The following is a 21,009-nucleotide window of genomic DNA, read 5'->3' as shown; positions in this document are numbered from 1 at the left end:
TACATCGTGGTGCCGTACGTCCTTCTGTACGGCCTCGGTCATCACGGCGCACCCCTAGGGGGCGCGCGGATGCCCGTGCTGGCGGGCGCCCGGTCGTCGGTGGTACCGAACGTCCGGATTTGCCCGCGGTGCGGAACACCTTGGTGCTGATGAACGGCACCCCACACTATGCCGGTGCCGTTGGGGACGGCCCACGAGACGGCAACGGTTCCGTCACGGCAAGGATCTTCCCGGCACCCGTGATCCCGCGCACGTGCCGTCGTTGGTACGTACGGGGGACACGCCGCGCGCGTTCAGCCCCCGCGCCAACTCGCTCGCGCGCCCGACCGAAATCCGCGGGCCCGCGTCAAGTCCCAGCGGGAGGACCAACAGCTGTGGCCGTGATCGAGCCTGCTTCCGCGGTGGTGCCCGCGGGGCGCGAAATCGCGGCGGGGGCCGCGGAGCAGGGAACTGCCGGTGAGGTGGCCGGGCGTGGTGGGGGTGCTGCGGGCGACGCTGTCATGCGTGTGGGTGTCGCACGTGACGGTGCTGTGTACGAGGGGTGCGCGGACGTGGAGGGTGCTGGCGAGGGCGCCGTGCGCGAGGAGGGTGGGCGTGAGGGTGTTGTGCCTGAGGGTGTCGCCCGCGAGGAGAGTGCGCAGGACAGCGGCGCGCAGGGCAAGGCCGTGCACCAAACCGGCACGCATCAGTCAGGCACCCCCACCCCCGACAGGGGCGCGCACGAAGGCATCCTGCGCCGCCAGTCCGCCCGCGAGTCCGCCGCGCGCACCTACGCGCGAGCCCTGCCGATCGTCCCCGTCCGAGCCCGCGGCATGACCATCGAGGGCGCCGACGGACAGCGCTACCTGGACTGTCTCTCCGGCGCGGGCACACTCGCCCTCGGCCACAACCACCCCGTCGTCCTCGAAGCCATCCGCAACGTCCTCGACTCCGGAGCCCCCCTCCACGTCCTCGACCTGGCCACCCCCGTCAAGGACGCCTTCACCACCGAACTGTTCCGCACCCTCCCGCCCGCCCTCGCCGACCACGCCCGCATCCAGTTCTGCGGCCCCGCCGGAACCGACGCGGTCGAAGCGGCCCTCAAACTCACCCGCACGGCCACCGGCCGCGAGGGCCTGCTCGCCTTCACCGGCGCCTACCACGGCATGACCGCAGGAGCCCTCGAAGCATCCGGCGGCGCCCGCGACGTCCGCGTCGCCCGCCTGCCCTACCCGCAGGACTACCGCTGCCCCTTCGGCATCGGCGGCCCCAACGGAGCCGAACTCGCCGCCCGCTGGACCGAGAACCTCCTCGACGACACCAAGTCCGGCGTCCCTGCCCCCGCCGCCATGATCCTCGAACCCGTCCAGGGCGAAGGCGGAGTCCTCCCCGCCCCCGACGCCTGGCTCCGCCGGATGCGCGACATCACCGCGGCCCGTGGCATCCCTCTCATCGCCGACGAGGTACAGACCGGCGTCGGCCGCACCGGCGCCTTCTGGGCCGTCGAGCACAGCGGCATCGTCCCCGACGTCCTCGTCCTGTCCAAGGCGATCGGCGGCAGCCTCCCCCTCGCCGTCGTGGTCTACCGCGACGACCTCGACGTCTGGCCCCCCGGCGCCCACGCGGGCACCTTCCGCGGCAACCAACTCGCCATGGCCGCCGGCGCCGCCACCCTCGCCCACGTACGCGAGAACCGCCTCGCCGAACGCGCCGCCACCCTCGGCGCCCGCATGCTCGGCGGTCTGCGCTCCCTCGCTGCCGACCACGCTTGCGTCGGCGACGTCCGCGGGCTCGGCCTCATGCTGGGCGTCGAACTCGTGGACCCGGAAAGCCCCCAACCCGCCTCCCGCACCCTGCACTTGGGCCACGCGACGGCGCCTTCCGCGTCCACCTCACAGACCCCAAGCACCTCGTACGCCCCCACAGCCCCCGCGCAACCGGCCCCCGCACCCCCGACGACCGCACCCCCCGTGACCATGCCCACCGCGCCTCCGGCCAGTGCCCAGTACCCACACCAGCACCCGCACCGGCACAATCACCTTCAGCACCACCGGCCGCACGACCTCCCCGACACCCGTCCGCACCCACCGGCCCCCGAACTGGCCGCCGCCGTACAGCGCGAGTGCCTGCGCCGCGGGCTCATCGTCGAACTCGGCGGACGGCACTCCAGCGTCGTGCGACTCCTGCCTCCCCTCACCATCACGGACGAACAGGCGACCGCGGTCCTCGACCGACTCGCCGATGCCCTCACCGCGGCGGAGCGTTCCCACCGCCGCACCCCCGACGGCAGACTCGCACCGGACCATCCATGACCACCGCGACGCACGTCCCCTGACCGAGCCGGGCACGAACCGACCGACCTGGTGACAGGCGCAGCCGCACCATCACCTCCCAGGCGCGTCCGTCACCGTCCCACCCTGTGCCCCCTCCGCGACCCGTCCCGCCCAACACCGCCCGTCGCCAAACGGAGCCCGATCAACCACACAAGGAACCCTCTTGAACGCCACCCCCGCACCCGACGGCCGTCCCCAACCGCACCCACCGGCAGCGTGCGGCACACAGTCCGCGCAGTCCCCGCAGACGGCGGAGGCCAGTACGGTCCCGCGGCAGAAAGGCAGGAGCCAGGAGGCCGAGCGACTGCACCACGGCACCACCGACCTCCTCGACCACCCCGACCCGCACACCGCGGCCCAGGCCGCAGCCGTCGAGAACCTGCTGCGCTGCTGGGTGCGGGAGAACGACATGGCCGCACCGGAACACGGCTCCCTGCGCATCCCCCTCAAAGCCAGCGGCACCGCCCTCCTCGTCCCCGTGGACTACTGGTCCCCGACCGGCTGGCACCGCTTCGGCCCCCCTTGCCTGGAAGACGGCCCCACCACCGCGCCACCGGTCGACGCCGTCACCGTCGCCGCCCTCCTGAGCCGCGAGACAGCCCGCACGGCCGAAGCTACCCACGGCCCCACCCGGGAGCACACCGCACACACCCCCGACGCCGCCGCCCAACCCGACACCCAGCGTGGCGAATTCACCGACTCGGACCCCCAGGCGCAGCCCGGCCCGGAGCAGCCGCAGCCACAACCGCAACCGGCGGTCCCGCCGACCGCGGCCCTCGGGGAAGCGTCCGAAGCCGAACCCACCGAGGCCCGGGAAGCCCCCGACGGCGCCGACCTGGTGGCCCGCGTCGCCGACTCCGTCCGCCGCACCGCCGACTTCATCGCCGACCGCAGGAACAATCCAGGCGACATCCCCGACCTGTTCCTGGCCGCCGAACAGTCCCTCCTCCTCGGTCACCCGCTGCACCCGACCCCGAAGAGCCGCGAGGGACTGTCCGACACCGAATCCCGGCTCTACTCACCCGAGTTGCGCGGCGCCTTCCCGCTGCACTGGCTCGCCGTCGAACGCTCGGTGCTCGCCATGGACTCGGCCTGGACCGAACGCGGCCGCACCGTCCCCGCCGACCAGCTCGCCGCCCGCCTCGCGGGCCCCGACCTGCCGCTGCCGGACGATCACGCCGTGCTGCCCGCACACCCGTGGCAGATCCGCGAACTCCGCCACCGCCCCGAGACCGCCGCGCTGCTCGACGCCGGACTCCTCAAGGACCTCGGCCCGCACGGCGCACCCTGGCACCCCACCTCCTCCGTCCGCACCCTCTACCGCTCCGGCGCCCCGGCCATGCTGAAGCTCTCGCTGGCCCTGCGCATCACCAACTCCCGTCGTGAGAACCTCCGCAAGGAACTCCACCGCGGCGTCGAGGTCCACCGGCTGTTGCGCAGCGGCCTCGCCGAGCAGTGGCAGGCGGCCCATCCCGGCTTCGACGTGATCCGCGACCCGGCCTGGCTCGCCGTCACCGGAGCCGACGGGGAAGCCGTCCCCGGACTCGACGTGATGATCCGGCACAACCCCTTCCGTTCCGGCGACGACGCGACCTGCATCGCCGGCCTCGTCTCGCCCCGGCCGCCCGCCCAGCCCACCGGCCAGGACCGGCCGCTCATGCGCTCCCGGCTCGCCGTGATCATCACCCGGCTCGCCGGACACACCGGCCGCCCACGAGGAGCCGTCGCCACGGAGTGGTTCCTGCGCTACCTCCAGAACGTCGTACGCCCCGTGCTCTGGCTGGACAGCGAAGCGGGCGTCGCCTTGGAGGCCCACCAGCAGAACACCCTGCTGCTGCTCGACCCCGACGGCTGGCCCACCGGCGGCCGCTACCGCGACAACCAGGGCTACTACTTCCGCGAATCCCGCCGCGCCGAGCTGGACAAGCGGCTCCCCGGCATCGGCCGACAGAGCGACACCTTCGTCTCCGACGAGGTCACCGACGAACGCTTCGCCTACTACCTCGGCATCAACAACGTCCTCGGCCTCATCGGCGCCCTGGGCGCCGAACGCCTCGCCGAAGAACGGCTGTTGCTCGCCGCGTTCCGCCGCTTCCTCCTCGCCGCCGCCTCGGGCCCCGACCGGCTCCGTACCCCGCTGCCCGCCCGGTTGCTCGACTCACCCGTGCTGCGGTGCAAGGCCAACCTGCTGACCCGCCTGCACGGACTCGACGAACTCGTCGGGCCCGTCGACACCCAATCCGTCTACGTCACCATCTCGAATCCCCTCCATACGTGACCCGCTCCACCCCGAACCCCGCCCGGATCCACCAACTCCCCGGTGGCCACGACCACTTCGTTTGCGCCACTGGGGGCCACGCCCCCTTTCCCCGCCGATGACCATGACCCCTTCCTGAGGACCAGGCCCCACCCCTGCCGAACCCTTCCCCTCCGATCCCCTCCGAGAGGAGCGACGCCGTGCCTCCCACCGACGCGAGCACCGACGCCGGAACAGATCCCGCCACCGCGGGCACCCCGGACTGCGACGACACCTTGGACCTGCGGCTGCCCGACGAACTCGTCGCGCTGATCGCCGACTCCGGTGGGCACGCGGCGCACCTCAGCTCCGACGCCACGGCGGGCTCGGACCCCACGACGGCCCCCGAGCCCGACCCGGCCCGCGGCGACCTCCTCGACCACGTGGCCACCTGGAGCCCGGCCACCACCGAAGCCGGCGTCTTCCAACTCGTCCCCGTACGCATCGAACGCGACCTGGCGCTGATCAGCAGGTGGATGAACGACCCCGCCGTGGCGGCCTTCTGGGAACTGGCCGGACCCCCATCCGTCACGGAGACCCACCTGCGCCCCCAGCTCGACGGCGACGGGCGCAGCGTGCCCTGCCTCGGCGTCCTCGACGGCGCCCCCATGAGCTACTGGGAGATCTACCGCGCCGACCTCGACCCCCTCGCCCGCCACTACCCCGCACGCCCTCACGACACCGGGATCCACCTCCTCGTCGGCGGCGTCGCCGATCGCGGCCGAGGCCTCGGCACCACCCTGCTCCGGGCCGTCGCCGACCTCGTACTCGATCACCGCCCCTCCTGCGCACGTGTCGTAGCCGAACCAGATCTGCGCAACACCCCCTCCGTCTCTGCCTTTCTCAGTGCCGGGTTCCGCTTCGCCGCCGAGGTGGACCTCCCCGACAAACGAGCGGCACTCATGGTCCGTGACCGGGCCCTGCGCGCCGTGCTGTGACCCGCTCGGCCCGCCCCTCTCATCTGCTCACTTCGATCCGCTCACTTCTGATACACCGCTCGACCCGATCCGGTTCCCTCCCCGAGGAGTCCCCGTGCCGAATCTTTCCGACCCCGCGACACCCAACGACCCCGCCGCCCTTTACGACCCGCCTGAGCTGACCGCGGAACGCTGGGAGGAGGCCGGGCGCCGACTCCTCGCCAAGATCGTCGCCGAGTTCGCGTACGAAGAGATCCTCAGTCCGGTACCGGCGGGGGCAGTGAGCGCCGACAGCCGAGGCGGCGATGCCGAAGGCCGCGAGGATGCCAGGGGAAGCAGGGCGTCCGCCGCAGCGTCCGCCGTAGGAAGCGAAGGGGGCGTCGCGGACGGTGAGGGGTGCGCCACGGACACGTACACCCTGCTTCTCGACGAACCGGCCGCGCCCGGCGAGCCCCGCCCCCGTCTCACCTTCCGCGCCCGCCGCGGCGCGTACGGCAGCTGGCGAGTGGACCCGGCGAGCCTCACGCTCACCGACGGCACCGGCAGCCCGCGCCCCTGCATCGACCCACTGCGCTTCCTGACCGTCGCCCGCCGCACTCTGGACCTCGACGGCGCCACCCTCGGCCACCTCATCCGCGAACTGACCGCGACGCTGAGCGCCGACACCCGCCTCGACCACGGAGCGCTCAGCGCCGGGCAGCTCGCCGACCTCGGCTACGCGGAGCTCGAAGGCCACCAGACCGGCCATCCCTGGCTCGTCCTCAACAAGGGCCGCATCGGCTTCTCCGCGACGGACGCCGCACGCTGGGCACCCGAGGCCCGCAGCGACGCGGCCATCCCGTGGATCGCCGTGCACCACAGCATCTCCACCTACCGCGGCGTGCCGGGCCTGGACACCGCGGACGACCTCTACGCGCGCGAGCTCGACGCAGGCACCCGCGAGTCCTACGCGGCCATACTCGGCGCGCGCGGCCTCGACCCCCGGGAGTACCTGTACCTGCCCGTGCATCCCTGGCAGTGGGACGACGTCGTGCTGCCCCTGTTCGCCCCGTCCGTCGCCGCGGGGACCATCGTCCCGCTCCCCAGTGACGGCGACCTGCGTCTGCCACAGCAGTCGATCCGGACATTCCTGAACACCACCCGTCCCGACCGGCACACCATCAAGCTCCCGCTGTCGGTCCTCAACACACTGGTGTGGCGTGGTCTGCCGACTGAGCGGACGGTCGCCGCCTCGGCCGTCACTTCCTGGGTGCACGCCTTGCGTGACAGCGATCCGTTCCTGCGTGACGAGTGCCGGGTGATCCTCCTCGGAGAGGTCGCCTCCGTCGCCGTCGAGCACCCTGTCTACGACTCGCTCCCAGAAGTTCCCTACCAGTACAAGGAACTCCTGGGAGCCATCTGGCGCGAGCCCCTCACGCGCTACCTCGCGCCCGGGGAGCGCGCCCGCACCCTCGCCGCGCTCCTGCACACCGATCCCCAGGGCCGCGCTTTCGTCACGGAGCTCGTCGCCCGCTCCGGGCTGACGCCTGCGGCCTGGCTGACGCGTCTGTTCGCCGCGCTGCTGCCGCCCCTGCTGCAGTTCCTCTATCGCTACGGAACGGTGTTCTCCCCGCACGGAGAGAACGCCATCGTCGTCTTCGACGACAAGGACGTCCCCGTGCGCCTCGCGGTCAAGGACTTCGTGGACGACGTCAATGTCAGTGCGGAGCCCGTGCCGGAGCACGCCTCCATGCCCGACGACGTACGCGACATCCTGCTCACCGAGCCGCCGTCCTTCCTGACCCAGTTCATCCACGCCGGGCTCTTCGTGGGTGTCTTCCGCTACCTGGCGCCGCTGTGCGAGGACCAACTGGGCGTCCCGGAGGCCGACTTCTGGGCCCTCGTACGGGCCGAGATCCTGCGGCACCAGGCCCGCGCCCCCGAGCTGAAGGAGCGGTACGAGACCTTCGACCTGCTCACACCCCGTATCGAGCGGCTGTGTCTGAACCGCAACCGGCTCCACCTCGACGGCTACCGCGACCGTTCCGAGCGCCCGCACGCCGCTGTCCACGGGACCGTGGCCAACCCCCTCCATCAGCCTTGATCGCAGTGTTGTCAGTGGGGCACCGTAGGGTGGTCGAGCTATGACGAAGCCCTCCCTCCCCGAGCTCCTGCACGCCGCCGTCGCCGCCGTCGGCGGTACGGAGCGCCCCGGCCAGGTGACCATGGCCGAGACCGTCGCCGAGGCGATCGACGACGGTTCCCACCTGCTGGTCCAGGCCGGCACCGGCACCGGAAAGTCCCTCGGCTACCTGGTGCCCGCGCTGGCGCACGGGGAGCGGGTCGTCGTCGCGACGGCCACCCTGGCGCTGCAGCGCCAGCTGGTCGAGCGCGACCTGCCGCGGACGGTGGACGCCCTGCATCCGCTGCTGCGCCGCCGCCCCGACTTCGCCATGCTCAAGGGCCGGTCGAACTATCTCTGTCTGCACCGCCTGCACGAGGGCGTTCCGCAGGACGAGGAAGAGGGTCTTTTCGACCAGTTCGAGGCGGCGACGCCCACGAGCAAGCTCGGCCGGGACCTGCTGCGCATGCGGGACTGGGCGGACGAGACGGAGACCGGCGACCGCGACGACCTCACCCCGGGCGTCTCCGACCGCGCCTGGGCCCAGGTGTCCGTCTCGTCCAGGGAGTGCCTGGGCGCATCGAAGTGCGCGTACGGCCAGGAGTGCTTCGCCGAGATGGCCCGCGAGCGCGCGAAGCTCGCCGAGGTCGTGGTCACCAACCACGCGCTCCTTGCGATCGACGCCATCGAGGGCGCCCCCGTCCTGCCCCAGCACGAGGTGCTGATCGTGGACGAGGCCCATGAGCTGGTATCCCGTGTCACGGGTGTCGCCACCGGCGAGCTCACCCCGGGACAGGTCAACCGAGCGGTGCGGCGCGCGGCGAAGTTGGTCAACGAGAAGGCCGCGGATCAGCTCCAGACGGCCGCCGAGGGCTTCGAGCGGCTCATGGAGCTGGCGCTGCCGGGGCGCCTCGAAGAGGTCCCCGAGGACCTCGGCTATGCCCTCATGGCGCTGCGCGACGCCGCCCGCACGGTCATCTCGGCACTCGGCTCGACCCGCGACAAGTCCGTCCAGGACGAGGACGTGGTCCGCAAGCAGGCCCTGGCCTCCGTGGAGACGATCCACGACGTGTCGGAGCGCATCACGAACGGCTCCGAGTACGACGTCGTCTGGTACGAACGCCACGACCGCTTCGGCGCCTCCCTGAGGGTGGCCCCGATGTCCGTCTCGGGCCTGCTCCGCGAGAAGCTGTTCACCGACCGCTCTGTGGTCCTCACGTCCGCCACGCTCAAGCTCGGCGGGGACTTCAATGGCGTCGGGGCGTCCCTCGGGCTGTCCCCGGAGGGCAGCCACACCGAGGACGCGCCCGTCTGGAAGGGCGTCGACGTCGGCTCGCCCTTCGACTACCGCAAGCAGGGCATCCTGTACGTCGCGCAGCACCTGGCACGTCCCGGGCGGGAGGGCACGCGCGGCGACATGCTGGACGAGCTCACCGAGCTGATCGAGGCGGCGGGTGGGCGGACGCTCGGCCTGTTCTCCTCGATGCGGGCGGCCCAGGCGGCGGCCGAGGAGCTGCGGGGCAGGCTCGACATGCCGATCCTGCTGCAGGGCGAGGAGACGCTGGGCGAGCTGATCAAGGGCTTCGCGGCCGATGCGCGGACGTGTCTGTTCGGCACGCTCTCGCTGTGGCAGGGCGTCGACGTGCCGGGCGCGAACTGTCAGCTGGTGATCATGGACAAGATCCCGTTTCCGCGCCCTGACGACCCGCTGATGAGTGCCCGGCAGAATGCCGTGGACGAAGCGGGCGGCAATGGCTTCATGGCGGTCGCGGCGACCCATGCCGCGCTGCTCATGGCCCAGGGTGCCGGTCGTCTCGTCCGGGCCTCGGGGGACCGTGGGGTGGTGGCTGTCCTGGACCCGCGCCTGGCCACCGCGCGCTACGGAAGCTATCTGCGGGCCTCGCTGCCGGAGTTCTGGTACACGACGGACCGGAACCAGGTGCGTCGCTCCCTGGCGGCGATCGACGCGGCGGCGACGGCTGCGGAAGCGTCGGGAGGGGCCGGGGCGGCGCAGGCGGCCGAGGCCTCGGAGGAGTAGCTCGCTGCCCCGTTGCGGCAGCGCCCAGAACGCACCGCTGCCCCGTTGCAGCAGCCCTCAGAACGCAAGAGACGGGCCCCGGAACCGGCGCAGTAGGTTCCGGGGCCCGTGTCAGGGGCGGAGGCTCACACGCGACGCAGGACCGCGACCACCTTGCCGAGGATGGTCGCCTCGTCCCCGGGGATCGGCTGGTACGCGGAGTTGTGCGGCAGGAGCCAGACGTGTCCGTCCTCGCGCTTGAAGCGCTTGACGGTCGCTTCGCCGTCGAGCATGGCGGCGACGATGTCGCCGTTCTCGGCGACGGGCTGGCGGCGGACCGTGACCCAGTCCCCGTCGCAGATGGCGGCCTCGATCATGGAGTCGCCGACGACCTTCAGGACGAACAGCTCTCCGTCGCCGACGAGCTGGCGGGGGAGGGGGAACACGTCCTCGACGGACTCCTCGGCGAGGATCGGGCCGCCTGCCGCGATGCGGCCGACCAGGGGGACGTACGAAGCGGCCGGCTTGCCCGTGGTGTCCGTGGCCTGGGTGCTGGGCTGGTCCGAACCCCGGACCTCGTACGCCCGCGGGCGGTGCGGGTCGCGGCGCAGGAAGCCCTTGCGCTCGAGAGCCATCAGCTGGTGGGCGACGGACGAGGTGCTGGAGAGTCCGACCGCCTGACCGATCTCCCGCATCGACGGCGGGTAACCACGCCGCTGCACCGAGTCCCTGATGACCTCGATCACCCGGCGCTGGCGATCGGTGAGCCCGGAGCTGTCGGCGCGGATTCCTGGAGGTCGGCCCGGCAGGGAGCGTGTGGGCTTGGGCCCCTCCTGGTTCGTGGCTGCGTCATTCATGGCATGCACCGGCTCGAATCGGCTCTGGGAGCGGTCCTGGGCTGTGATGGTGGCGCTGTCTGCGGTGGTGGTCACGTCGGTCGGCCCCTCTCGAGATGTTCTCCCTAGTTAGCCAACGGTAGTTGCTTTCGAAAGGTTGCGCCAAACACACGTTCGAGTGAAAAATCGTAGATTCCCTGTCCTGATCATGTGTCTGGGTGTATGGCTGACGTTCGGGCCGAAAGGAATTTCGGTTCATTACGGTACGCTTCACCGCCGGGGTCCAGGCCCTGCCGAGTGAGGCTCCCATAGTGCCATTCGGTGCCCCGTCAACAGGGCGCTGGGACCTCCCGGGTGGCGTCGGCGCCGGCCCGCACGCGCCTGCCCGTCCGGCGGCTCCCGCGACACGCGGTGACGTCGAGGATGACGGGCAAACCCCAGATGTAGTGGTTGGATTGCGACCGCAGCCTAGAAGTTGTGGTCCCCGGTCTTCCGGGGCCGCGGGCATCGCCTATGCTTGGGGCTGCTTCGAGGGGCCCAAGGGTCCTTGGAGGCCTCTGTGTCGTGCCATGAAGGAGGGTTGGGAGATCCATGCACTGCCCCTTCTGTAGGCACCCCGACAGCCGCGTAGTCGACAGCCGCACCACTGATGACGGCACGTCGATCCGCAGGCGCCGTCAGTGCCCGGACTGCTCGCGTCGTTTCACGACCGTGGAGACCTGCTCCCTGATGGTCGTCAAGCGCAGCGGCGTCACCGAGCCCTTCAGCCGCACCAAGGTCATCAACGGCGTCCGCAAGGCATGCCAGGGGCGGCCTGTGACCGAGGACGCGCTGGCGCAGCTCGGCCAGCGCGTCGAGGAAGCGGTCCGGGCCACCGGAAGTGCCGAACTGACCACCCACGACGTGGGGCTGGCCATACTCGGCCCGCTGCAGGAACTCGACCTCGTCGCCTACTTGCGCTTCGCGTCCGTGTACCGGGCGTTCGACTCGCTCGAGGACTTCGAGGCCGCGGTCGAAGAGCTGCGGGAGCGGCGCGACGCCGCGCCGGACGGCTCCGGAGCGGAACGTGACGCGACCGGCCGCGGGCCCGGTGGGACTGCCGAAGTCCCGCAGCCTGCCACCGCCGGCGACTGACCTTTCACGGTCCGACGGCGAACCAGACCTGTCGCGGTCGCCCCCAGTGGTGCCCGCGACACAAGACACACACCGTGCTGCGGGAAGAGCGTGGCACTTCAGGGCGTTTTAGCCTGATACAGGGAGGCGGCATGACCGAGACGACGAGCGGCCCCGCGCGAGGTTCGCGCGCGAAGGGACCCAAGGGCGGCAAGGGCCTGCGCATCGAGCGCATCCACACGACCCCGGGCGTGCATCCGTACGACGAGGTGGCCTGGGAGCGCCGTGACGTCGTCATGACCAACTGGCGCGACGGTTCGGTCAACTTCGAGCAGCGCGGCGTCGAGTTCCCCGAGTTCTGGTCGGTGAACGCGGTCAACATCGTCACGAGCAAGTACTTCCGCGGCGCGGTCGGCACGCCGCAGCGCGAGGTGAGCCTGAAGCAGCTCATCGACCGCATCGTGAAGACGTACCGGAAGGCCGGCGAGGACTACAAGTACTTCGCCTCGCCCGCCGACGCCGAGATCTTCGAGCACGAGCTGGCATACGCCCTCCTGCACCAGATCTTCAGCTTCAACAGCCCGGTGTGGTTCAACGTCGGCACGCCCCAGCCGCAGCAGGTCTCCGCCTGCTTCATCCTGTCCGTCGACGACTCCATGGAGTCGATCCTCGACTGGTACAAGGAAGAGGGCATGATCTTCAAGGGCGGCTCCGGCGCCGGCCTGAACCTCTCCCGTATCCGTTCCTCCAAGGAACTGCTGTCCTCCGGAGGCAACGCCTCGGGTCCGGTCTCCTTCATGCGGGGCGCCGACGCGTCCGCAGGAACGATCAAGTCGGGCGGCGCCACGCGCCGCGCGGCCAAGATGGTCATCCTCGACGTCGACCACCCCGACATCGAGGGCTTCATCGAGACCAAGGTGAAGGAAGAGGAGAAGATCCGCGCGCTGCGTGACGCGGGCTTCGACATGGACCTGGGCGGCGACGACATCACGTCCGTCCAGTACCAGAACGCCAACAACTCGGTCCGTGTGAACGACGAGTTCATGAAGGCCGTGGAGAACGGCGACAAGTTCGGTCTGCGTGCCCGCATGACCGGCGACGTCATCGAGGAGGTCGACGCCAAGTCGCTCTTCCGCAAGATGGCCGAGGCCGCCTGGGCCTGCGCCGACCCCGGCATCCAGTACGACGACACCATCAACGCCTGGCACACCTGCCCGGAGTCCGGCCGCATCAACGGCTCGAACCCGTGCAGCGAGTACATGCACCTGGACAACACGTCCTGCAACCTCGCCTCGCTGAACCTGATGAAGTTCCTCAAGGACGACGGCAACGGCACCCAGTCGTTCGAGTCCGAGCGCTTCGCCAAGGTCGTCGAGCTGGTCATCACGGCGATGGACATCTCCATCTGCTTCGCGGACTTCCCGACCCAGAAGATCGGCGAGAACACCCGCGCCTTCCGCCAGCTCGGCATCGGCTACGCCAACCTGGGCGCCCTCCTGATGGCGACCGGCCACGCGTACGACTCCGACGGCGGCCGTGCCCTCGCCGGTGCCATCACGTCGCTGATGACCGGCACCTCGTACAAGCGCTCCGCGGAGCTCGCGGCGGTCGTCGGCGCCTATGACGGCTACGCCCGCAACGCCACCCCGCACAAGCGCGTCATGAAGCAGCACGCCGACGCCAACGCCTCGGCCGTCCGCATCGACGACCTGGACACCCCGATCTGGGCCGCCGCCACGGAGGCCTGGCAGGACGTCCTGCGCCTCGGCGAGAAGAACGGTTTCCGTAACTCGCAGGCCTCGGTCATCGCGCCGACCGGCACCATCGGTCTCGCCATGTCCTGCGACACGACCGGCCTCGAGCCCGACCTGGCCCTGGTCAAGTTCAAGAAGCTCGTCGGCGGCGGCTCGATGCAGATCGTCAACGGCACCGTGCCGCAGGCCCTGCGTCGCCTGGGCTACCAGGAGGAGCAGATCGAGGCGATCGTCGCCCACATCGCCGAGCGCGGCAATGTGATCGACGCCCCCGGCCTGAAGACCAAGCACTACGAGGTCTTCGACTGCGCCATGGGCGAGCGCTCCATCTCCGCGATGGGTCACGTCCGGATGATGGCGGCCATCCAGCCGTGGATCTCCGGCGCGCTCTCCAAGACGGTCAACCTCCCCGAGACCGCGACCGTGGAGGACGTCGAGGAGGTCTACTTCGAGGCCTGGAAGCTGGGCGTCAAGGCGCTCGCGATCTACCGCGACAACTGCAAGGTCGGTCAGCCCCTCTCCGCCAAGAAGAAGGAGGAGGAGAAGACCGAGATCGCCGAGAAGGCCGAAGGCACGATCCGCAGCGCGGTCGAGAAGGTCGTCGAGTACCGCCCGGTCCGCAAGCGTCTGCCGAAGGGCCGTCCCGGCATCACCACGTCCTTCACCGTCGGTGGCGCCGAGGGCTACATGACGGCGAACTCCTACCCGGACGACGGTCTGGGTGAGGTCTTCCTCAAGATGTCCAAGCAGGGTTCGACCCTCGCGGGCATGATGGACGCCTTCTCCATCGCCGTCTCCGTCGGCCTGCAGTACGGCGTGCCCCTGGAGACGTACGTCTCCAAGTTCACGAACATGCGCTTCGAGCCGGCCGGCATGACGGACGACCCGGACGTACGGATGGCGCAGTCGATCGTCGACTACATCTTCCGCCGCCTGGCGCTGGACTTCCTGCCCTTCGAGACCCGCTCCGCGCTCGGCATCCACTCCGCCGAGGAGCGTCAGCGTCACCTGGAGACCGGTTCGTACGAGCCGGCCGACGAGGACGTCGACGTCGAGGGCCTGGCCCAGTCCGCCCCGCGGCAGACGGAGGTCCTGAAGGCCGTCGCCACGCCGAAGCCGGAGGCCGAGGCGGCCGCTCCGCAGCAGGCGCACACCAGCGCCGAGCTCGTCGAGATGCAGCTGGGCATCCAGGCCGACGCGCCGCTGTGCTTCTCCTGCGGCACGAAGATGCAGCGCGCGGGCTCGTGCTACATCTGCGAGGGCTGCGGCTCCACCAGCGGCTGCAGCTGACCGCTTGACGCCGTGAGGTGAGGGGCGGCGGGCCTTCGGGCCCGCCGCCCCTCACCGCGTCTCAGTGGACGCCGCCCATCGCGGCCGTGAAGGACGCAAGGTCGGTGTCGAAGCCCTGGAGCAGCTCGCGGAACGTCCAAGGGCCGCCCGGCTGATCCCGGGTGAACTCGGCGACCACCGAGGCCGTGGAACCGGCCACTTCCGCGAAGTCGTGCTCGACGAGGTCCGTGTACCCCTCGCGGATCCGGACCGAGGCATTCAGTATGTCTCCGAAGACCCGGCCCTCCGGAGGCTGCTGGATGGCCACGCCGACCACCACACGGACGTACCTCTCGGCGAGTCGCTCCAGCTCCAGGACCATGACCTCGTCGTATCCGAAGCCCTGGCCGGTCTTGCTGTCCCTGCTGAGCGTGATCGTGCCGTCCGGGGAACGGCTGTCGAAGTGCACGAGGTAGGCGGGACTGCCGTGGAGGTCCTCGGAGGTGTACGTCGCGGCGACGATGTCCAAGTCGTGGGAGGGCGTGCCGAGGGGGCTCGGATCCCATCGCAGGCCGACCTCGACCTTCTTCAGCCCCTTCTTGATGTTGCTCACCGAACTCCCCCTGGGTCTTCGTGCGTTGTCAGTGCTACGACCACGCTAAGGCCTGCCGCTGACATCGGTGCCGTGAACCCTTCGGATCGCCTGCGATCATTGCCCCCATGACATGGAACGGGGAAGAGCTGGACATCGAGGCCTACTTGGCCAGGATCGGGTACGAGGGCGAGGCCAAGCCGGACCTGGAGACGCTGCGCGCGCTCCACCGCGGGCACGTGGCCTCGATCCCCTTCGAGAATCTGGAGATCATGCTCGGCCAGCCGGTCCTGCTGGACCTGGCGGCACTGCAGGACAAGATGGTGCACCGGCGCCGCGGCGGCTACTGCTACGAACAGAACCTGCTGTTCGCCGCCGCCCTGGAGCGCATCGGCTTCTCGGTCAAGGGGCTCGGCGCCCGGGTCAGGGCGGGAGCGTCCACCACGCGCGCGGTGACGCACATGCTCCTGGACGTCGAGGCCGACGGTGAACAGTGGCACTGCGATGTCGGGTTCGGCGCCGACGGACTGCTCGAACCGATCCCCCTGCGCACGGGCGTCGACGTAAGCCAAGGAGAGTGGCGGTTCGGCATCGGGAGCGAAGAGGAAGGGGTGCGGGTTCTTCGCACCCAGAACGCCGACGGTTGGTTCGACCTCTACGCCTACACGACGACCCGGTGCTTGCCCGTCGACTACGTAGTGATGAACCACTACACCTCAACTCACCCCAAATCTCCCTTCATCCGACGCCCGGTGCTGCAACAGGCCGCCCCCGGCGTGCGGTGCCGGCTGATCGGCGCGCAACTGACCCGCACGCGCCCCGACGGCTCCCGTGACGAACGCGACGTACCTGTAAGCGAGTTGCGGCACACGCTCGTGCGGGAGTTCGGCATCGAGTTGGGGGACGACGAGTTCGCCGAGCTGATCCGGGTGCACTACGCCGGAGCGTGACCCTGGCCACGCGCCGCGCCGTACGATGGCGCGGTGCTGGTCAAGTGGATTCGCTGCACCGTGGTGGACCGCCGGGGTTTCGAGCGGGCGCAGCGAAAGTGGGCGGGGCTTCTGGGGGAGCCGGGGTTCCGGGGACAGGGCGGAGGATGGAGTCGCGGTCGACCGGATGTGGCGCATGTCTTCGCGTTCTGGGAGAGCCGCGCCTTCTACGACTCGTTCATGGCCCGCTCGCACGACCGGCTGGCCTCGGCGCAGGTGGGCACGTACAAGAACCTGCAGGCCAAGCTCTTCGACCACCGCTTCGACGTGAAGACGGGGTTCGAGCCGCGGTTCACGGACGCGGACGTGGTCCGGGTGGCGCACTGTCGCGTTCATGCGGCGCGGGTGGAGAACTTCGCACTGATGCAGGAGAAGGTCTGGAACCCTGCCATGGCGGGCTCGCCCGGCATGGTCCGGGGGCTCTTCGGTGAGGCCCCGGGCCATGAGTTCCTGGTCCTCTCCATGTGGCAGTCGGCGGCCGAGCACGGGAAGTACCGCGTGGAGCGGGTGGAACGGCTCGCGCTGCGCGCGCAGACCGAGGCGGATGTGGCGGCGCTCGCGGGGGATGTCGTGCAGTTGGAACCTTCGTGGACGGTGTGAGGGCACATACGCAGTCAGCCGCAATCTGCCGCAATCAGCTGCAATCAGTCGTGGTCAGTCGTAGTCAGCGCCTCGTGAACGCCCCCGCGCGTGTGGCCGCGAGTGCCACGGCCGCCGACTGGTCGGCGAGCGCCGCGTCGATCGGCTCCCGCGTGACGAACAGGCGGAGCATCAGCGGCGCGGAGACGGCGCGCACGAGCGCCGCCGCGTCGGTGTCCCGGTCCGCCTCGCCCCGCTCCACGGCTCGCGTGACCACGGCCTCGCAGCGGGAGAACCGCTCGGCGTAGAAGGCCCGCAGGGCGTCGGCCGCGCGCGGGGACTGGAACGAGGCGGCGACGAAGGCAGTCGGCGCCGCGGCCTTCGACTCGTCGGCGAACGCGTCGACGACCTCGTGCGCGAGCGCGCGCAGATCACCTTCCAGGCTGCCGGTGTCCGGCGGGGTCCACGCGTCCTCGCCCGCGAGGTCGAGCGCGTCGGCCATCAGGCCCTCCAGGCCGCCCCAGCGCCTGTACAGCGTGGTCTTGTGCACGCCGGAGTGCTCGGCGACGTACTCGATCGTCAGGCCCGGGTAGCCGTGGTCGCTGAGCCCGCTCAGGACCGCGTCGCGGACCGCCGCACGGGTGCGGGCGGTGCGGCCGCCGGGGCGGCGTGTGCCGGGTGCCGGTCGCTCGTCGGCGTGAACGCCCTCGTTCGTCATCTCGGTCCTTCGCTTCCTCTGGCCGGCCGGCTGCGCCGGGCTGTCTTCCCGGCTGCGCCGAGTGGTGTCGCGCTCAAGTGCTACTCCTGTTGCATTAGTGCGGCCGACTGTGTCACACTCATCGTAATGCGACATGGGTTGCGTTTGCCCGCAGCGGGTGGAAGTGGCATGTACGGAAACGGGGGTGCCCATGCCTACACAGATCTCGGTACGTGGCGTGACGAAGGCCAGGGGTGACCGCCTCCTGCTCGGCGACGTCTCCTTCACGGTCCGGCCCGGTGAACGCATCGGGATCGTCGGCGAGAACGGCGCCGGGAAGTCGACACTCCTGCGCCTCCTGGCTGGACAGGACCGGCCGGACAGCGGTGACGTGGTCACCGTCGCGGAGGGCGGCGCGGGGTTCCTCGCGCAGACCCCGCAGCTGCCTGCAGACCGTCGCGTGGGGGACGCGATCGACGCCGCCCTGGCCGAACTGCGCACCATGGAACGCCGGTTGCGTGAGCTGGAGACGGGGCTCGGCGCGGCGTCCGAGGCTGTGCTCAGCGAGTACGGCGACCTCCTCACGGCCTTCGAACTGCGCGGCGGATACGAGGCCGACGCCCGCGTGGACAAGGCCATGCACGGCCTCGGACTCGCCCACATAGACCGTGGACGGCAGCTGGGCAGCCTCTCGGGCGGCGAGCAGGCCCGCCTCGGCCTGGCCTGCCTGATCGCCGCCGCCCCTGAAGTGATGTTCCTGGACGAGCCGACCAACCACCTTGACGAGAACGCACTCGACTGGCTGGAGACCTCCCTTCTGGCGCACCACGGCACGGTTGTCGCGGTCTCGCACGACCGGACCTTCCTGGAGCGCGTGGCCACCGCGATCCTCGAAGTGGACGAGGCCCGCCGCGCGGTCGTGCGCTACGGGGGCGGCTATCAGGGCCTGCTGGCCGAGCGTGCGGCATCGAGAAGGCGCTGGGAGCAGGCCTATGTGGAGTGGTGCGAGGAGACACGGCGGCTGGAGGAGTTCGCGGCGACCACGGCCCACGCCGTGGCGGGCGGCCGCGGCATGAAGGACAACAACAAGATGGCGTACGACCGCGCGGGAGGCCGCGTGCAGGCCTCCGTCGCCGGGCGCGTGCGCAACGCGCAGGAGAGGCTGCGCCGACTGCACGACCACCCCGTGCCCAAGCCGCCCGCGCCCCTGCGCTTCGCCGCCCGCCCGGAGGCCGGGGCCGTGGACGGGGACCTGGTGACCCTGCGGGACGTCCGGGTCGGGGACCGCCTGTCCGTCCCGGAGCTCACGGTGGCGGCGGGCGAGCGACTCCTCATCCACGGTGGCAACGGCGCGGGCAAGTCCACCCTGCTGCGCACCATGGCGGGCGTGCTCGAACCGGACGAGGGCTCCGTCGTCCGCCGGGGCCGCATCGGGTACCTCGCCCAGGAGATCCCGGTGCACCGGCCGGCGGAGCGCGTGCTCGACACCTTCGGGAAGGGCCTGCCGCTCACCGCCGAGGAGAAGGCCGAACTGCTGCTCTCCTACGGCCTGTTCCACCCCCGCGACCTCCACGTCCCCGTCGGCTCGCTCTCCGCGGGACAACGCCGGAGGCTCGCCCTGGCCCGGCTGCTCGCCAGACCCGCGGACCTGCTCCTGCTCGACGAGCCGGGCAACCACCTGGCGCTCGCCCTCGTGGAGGAGTTGGAGGAGGCCCTTGAGCAGTGGACGGGAGCTCTCGTGGTCGTCTCGCACGACCGACTCCTGCGCGGCCGTTTCACGGGACGAATACGCCGGATGGAGTCCGGACGGCTACCCTCCTGACCCGCCCGGGGTGCCACCGATCTAGGGTCGACCCATGGCACGACCGCGGCGCATCGTCCTCGTCCGGCACGGCGAGTCGGCCGGCAACGCCGACGACACCGTGTACGAACGCGAGCCCGACCATGCCCTGGCGCTCACCGAGACCGGGTGGCGCCAGGCGGAGGAGACCGGGAAACATCTGCGGGAGCTGTTCGGCCAGGAGCACGTGAGCGTGTACGTCTCGCCGTACCGCCGCACCCACGAGACCTTCCGGGCCCTGCGCCTCGACCCCGACCGGGTGCGGGTGCGGGAGGAGCCGCGGCTGCGGGAGCAGGACTGGGGGAACTGGCAGGACAGGGACGACGTCAAGCTCCAGAAGGCCTACCGCGACGCCTACGGCCACTTCTTCTACCGCTTCGCCCAGGGCGAGTCCGGTGCCGACGTCTACGACCGCGTCGGCTCCTTCCTGGAGAGCCTGTACCGCAGCTTCGAGGCCCCTGACCACCCGCCGAACGTCCTGCTGGTCACCCATGGGCTGACCATGCGGCTGTTCTGCATGCGCTGGTTCCACTGGTCGGTGGCGGAGTTCGAGTCGCTGTCCAACCCCGGCAACGGCGAGACGCGGACGCTGCTGCTCGGCGAGGACGGCAAGTACACACTCGACCGGCCGTTTGAGCGCTGGCGTGAGCCGGAGCCGTACGGCATCACCGGATAGAGTGACAGGGCGATGACCGCTGACCTCTCTCCAGACCAGCGCCTGGACCGCGCCCTCGCCAGCCTGCGTGGTCTTGCGGTGGGAGACGCGCTGGGCTCCCAGTTCTTCAAGCCCGCGCACTACCCACTGCTCAAGCGGCGCGAGCTGCCCGAGGGCCCCTGGCCCTGGACCGATGACACCGAGATGGCCTGCTCCGTGCTGTCCGTCCTCGCCGCCCACGGCAGGATCGACCAGGACGAGCTGGCCCGCTCCTTCGCCGAGCACCACCACGTCGAGCGGGGGTACGGCCCCGCCGTGAACCAGCTGCTCGGCCGGATCCGGGACGGCGGGGACTGGCGGGAGCTGTCCTCCGCCCTGTTCAAGGGGCAGGGGTCATGGGGCAACGGCGCGTCCATGCGGATCGCTCCGCTCGGCGCCTGGTACGCCGACGACCCGGAGCAGGCGACCCACCAGGCGGAGATCTCGGCCTACCCGACCCACCAGCATCGCGAGGCCGTCGTAGGGGCGATGGCGGTGGCCGCCGCGGCCGCGCTGGCCGCCGACCCCGCGGGGCCGCCGACTCCCAAGGCGCTGCTCGACGGGGTCATCGATCTCGTACCTCGCAGCGCTGTGGGCGCCGGGCTGCGCAGGGCCCGGGACATGCTCGACTACGGGGACGCCGGGACGGTGGCGGCGGTGCTGGGGTGCGGGCGCCGCACGACGGCGCACGACACGGTGCCGTTCGCGCTGTGGTCTGCGGCACGCGCGCTCGGCGACTACGAAACGGGCTTCTGGGCGACCGTGCGGGTGGGTGGTGACATGGACACCACGTGCGCGATCGTGGGTGGGGTCGTCGCCGCGGGGGCCGGTGCCGGTGCTGACGCCGACGGGGCGCCTCCGGCCGCATGGCTGGAGCGGACCGAGCCGCTGCCCGCCTGGGTACCGGTGGCTGCTGCCTGAGGGCCGGAGCAGGCCGGTGATTCGTACGCTGAGGACCGCTGACGCGCGCCCTCAGAGGTGAGCTGACCAACGTATGTGCCGG

Annotated in this window: 15 protein-coding genes; 12 read left to right on the top strand and 3 right to left on the bottom strand. The window is 70.7% G+C overall.

All coding sequences use genetic code 11. The features are described 5' to 3' along the window. Nucleotides 1–665: 665 nt before the first annotated feature. The 5 genes from OO63_RS33255 (at nucleotide 666) to OO63_RS33235 (ending at nucleotide 9,664) form a co-directional block, all read left to right on the top strand. Nucleotides 666–2,291, top strand: a complete 1,626-nt coding sequence (locus OO63_RS33255) for a diaminobutyrate--2-oxoglutarate transaminase family protein (RefSeq protein WP_033264704.1) — start codon at nucleotides 666–668, stop codon at nucleotides 2,289–2,291. A 184-nt stretch (nucleotides 2,292–2,475) separates the two neighbouring features. Next, a complete protein-coding gene (locus OO63_RS33250; RefSeq protein ID WP_030362808.1) occupies nucleotides 2,476–4,590 on the top strand; it encodes an IucA/IucC family protein in 2,115 nt (704 codons plus the stop codon). 179 nt (nucleotides 4,591–4,769) lie between these two features. Then, a complete protein-coding gene (locus OO63_RS33245; RefSeq protein ID WP_030362807.1) occupies nucleotides 4,770–5,546 on the top strand; it encodes a GNAT family N-acetyltransferase in 777 nt (258 codons plus the stop codon). A gap of 94 nt (nucleotides 5,547–5,640) precedes the next feature. After that, the gene (locus OO63_RS33240; protein ID WP_030362806.1) at nucleotides 5,641–7,608 is read left to right on the top strand and encodes an IucA/IucC family protein; all 1,968 of its coding nucleotides are present in this window, start codon (nucleotides 5,641–5,643) and stop codon (nucleotides 7,606–7,608) included. Nucleotides 7,609–7,648: 40 nt separating this feature from the next. Next, complete coding sequence (locus tag OO63_RS33235; RefSeq protein ID WP_030362805.1) at nucleotides 7,649–9,664, top strand: ATP-dependent DNA helicase; 2,016 nt, start codon at nucleotides 7,649–7,651, stop codon at nucleotides 9,662–9,664. A 125-nt stretch (nucleotides 9,665–9,789) separates the two neighbouring features. Here the strand turns inward: OO63_RS33235 and lexA are convergent, their stop codons facing one another. Next, nucleotides 9,790–10,575 carry a transcriptional repressor LexA gene (lexA, locus tag OO63_RS33230; RefSeq protein ID WP_030362804.1) on the bottom strand — a complete coding sequence of 262 codons (786 nt, stop codon included), beginning with the start codon at nucleotides 10,573–10,575 and terminating at the stop codon, nucleotides 9,790–9,792. 495 nt (nucleotides 10,576–11,070) lie between these two features. On the opposite strand from lexA, the gene nrdR reads away from it, so the two are divergent. Together nrdR and OO63_RS33220 are read left to right on the top strand one after the other, a co-directional pair. After that, the gene (gene nrdR / locus OO63_RS33225) at nucleotides 11,071–11,613 is read left to right on the top strand and encodes a transcriptional regulator NrdR (protein ID WP_030362803.1); all 543 of its coding nucleotides are present in this window, start codon (nucleotides 11,071–11,073) and stop codon (nucleotides 11,611–11,613) included. Between the two features lie 131 nt (nucleotides 11,614–11,744). After that, entirely contained in the window at nucleotides 11,745–14,636 is a 2,892-nt protein-coding gene (locus OO63_RS33220; RefSeq protein WP_030362802.1) for a vitamin B12-dependent ribonucleotide reductase, read from the top strand. A 61-nt stretch (nucleotides 14,637–14,697) separates the two neighbouring features. Here OO63_RS33220 and OO63_RS33215 read toward each other — a convergent pair whose 3' ends face one another. After that, nucleotides 14,698–15,228, bottom strand: a complete 531-nt coding sequence (locus OO63_RS33215) for a TerD family protein (RefSeq protein WP_030362801.1) — start codon at nucleotides 15,226–15,228, stop codon at nucleotides 14,698–14,700. A 107-nt stretch (nucleotides 15,229–15,335) separates the two neighbouring features. Here OO63_RS33215 and OO63_RS33210 point away from each other — a divergent pair, with 107 nt between their 5' ends. Then, a complete protein-coding gene (locus tag OO63_RS33210) occupies nucleotides 15,336–16,157 on the top strand; it encodes an arylamine N-acetyltransferase family protein (protein WP_030362800.1) in 822 nt (273 codons plus the stop codon). Between the two features lie 33 nt (nucleotides 16,158–16,190). Beyond that, complete coding sequence (locus OO63_RS33205) at nucleotides 16,191–16,796, top strand: YdbC family protein (RefSeq protein ID WP_033264696.1); 606 nt, start codon at nucleotides 16,191–16,193, stop codon at nucleotides 16,794–16,796. 64 nt (nucleotides 16,797–16,860) lie between these two features. On the opposite strand, the gene OO63_RS33200 is transcribed toward OO63_RS33205, so the two are convergent. Continuing rightward, nucleotides 16,861–17,493, bottom strand: a complete 633-nt coding sequence (locus tag OO63_RS33200; protein WP_030362798.1) for a TetR/AcrR family transcriptional regulator — start codon at nucleotides 17,491–17,493, stop codon at nucleotides 16,861–16,863. A gap of 190 nt (nucleotides 17,494–17,683) precedes the next feature. Between OO63_RS33200 and abc-f the strand changes: the two genes are divergently transcribed. The 3 genes from abc-f to OO63_RS33185 are packed head-to-tail and all read left to right on the top strand — an operon-like array spanning nucleotide 17,684 to nucleotide 20,927. After that, a complete protein-coding gene (gene abc-f, locus OO63_RS33195) occupies nucleotides 17,684–19,294 on the top strand; it encodes a ribosomal protection-like ABC-F family protein (protein ID WP_030362797.1) in 1,611 nt (536 codons plus the stop codon). A 34-nt stretch (nucleotides 19,295–19,328) separates the two neighbouring features. Beyond that, on the top strand, nucleotides 19,329–19,988 hold the full coding sequence (locus OO63_RS33190) for a histidine phosphatase family protein (RefSeq protein WP_030362796.1): 660 nt from the start codon (nucleotides 19,329–19,331) through the stop codon (nucleotides 19,986–19,988). Nucleotides 19,989–20,000: 12 nt separating this feature from the next. Continuing rightward, a complete protein-coding gene (locus tag OO63_RS33185) occupies nucleotides 20,001–20,927 on the top strand; it encodes an ADP-ribosylglycohydrolase family protein (RefSeq protein ID WP_030362795.1) in 927 nt (308 codons plus the stop codon). The last annotated feature ends 82 nt before the right edge of the window (nucleotides 20,928–21,009 follow it).

This window comes from Streptomyces alboflavus (assembly GCF_000716675.1).
Lineage (GTDB): Bacteria > Actinomycetota > Actinomycetes > Streptomycetales > Streptomycetaceae > Streptomyces > Streptomyces alboflavus.
The sequence above is the reverse complement of the archived record's forward strand: the minus strand, read 5'-3'. Positions and strand labels throughout refer to the sequence as shown.

Excerpts from the sequence above, each read along its gene's own strand:
- OO63_RS33220 (WP_030362802.1), top strand. The coding sequence starts at position 11,745 with ATGACCGAGACGACGAGCGGCCCCGCGCGAGGTTCGCGCGCGAAGGGA.
- OO63_RS33210 (WP_030362800.1), top strand. The coding sequence starts at position 15,336 with ATGACATGGAACGGGGAAGAGCTGGACATCGAGGCCTACTTGGCCAGG.
- OO63_RS33235 (WP_030362805.1), top strand. The coding sequence starts at position 7,649 with ATGACGAAGCCCTCCCTCCCCGAGCTCCTGCACGCCGCCGTCGCCGCC.
- OO63_RS33190 (WP_030362796.1), top strand. The coding sequence starts at position 19,329 with ATGGCACGACCGCGGCGCATCGTCCTCGTCCGGCACGGCGAGTCGGCC.
- OO63_RS33185 (WP_030362795.1), top strand. The coding sequence starts at position 20,001 with ATGACCGCTGACCTCTCTCCAGACCAGCGCCTGGACCGCGCCCTCGCC.
- abc-f (WP_030362797.1), top strand. The coding sequence starts at position 17,684 with ATGCCTACACAGATCTCGGTACGTGGCGTGACGAAGGCCAGGGGTGAC.
- nrdR (WP_030362803.1), top strand. The coding sequence starts at position 11,071 with ATGCACTGCCCCTTCTGTAGGCACCCCGACAGCCGCGTAGTCGACAGC.
- OO63_RS33200 (WP_030362798.1), bottom strand. The coding sequence starts at position 17,493 with ATGACGAACGAGGGCGTTCACGCCGACGAGCGACCGGCACCCGGCACA.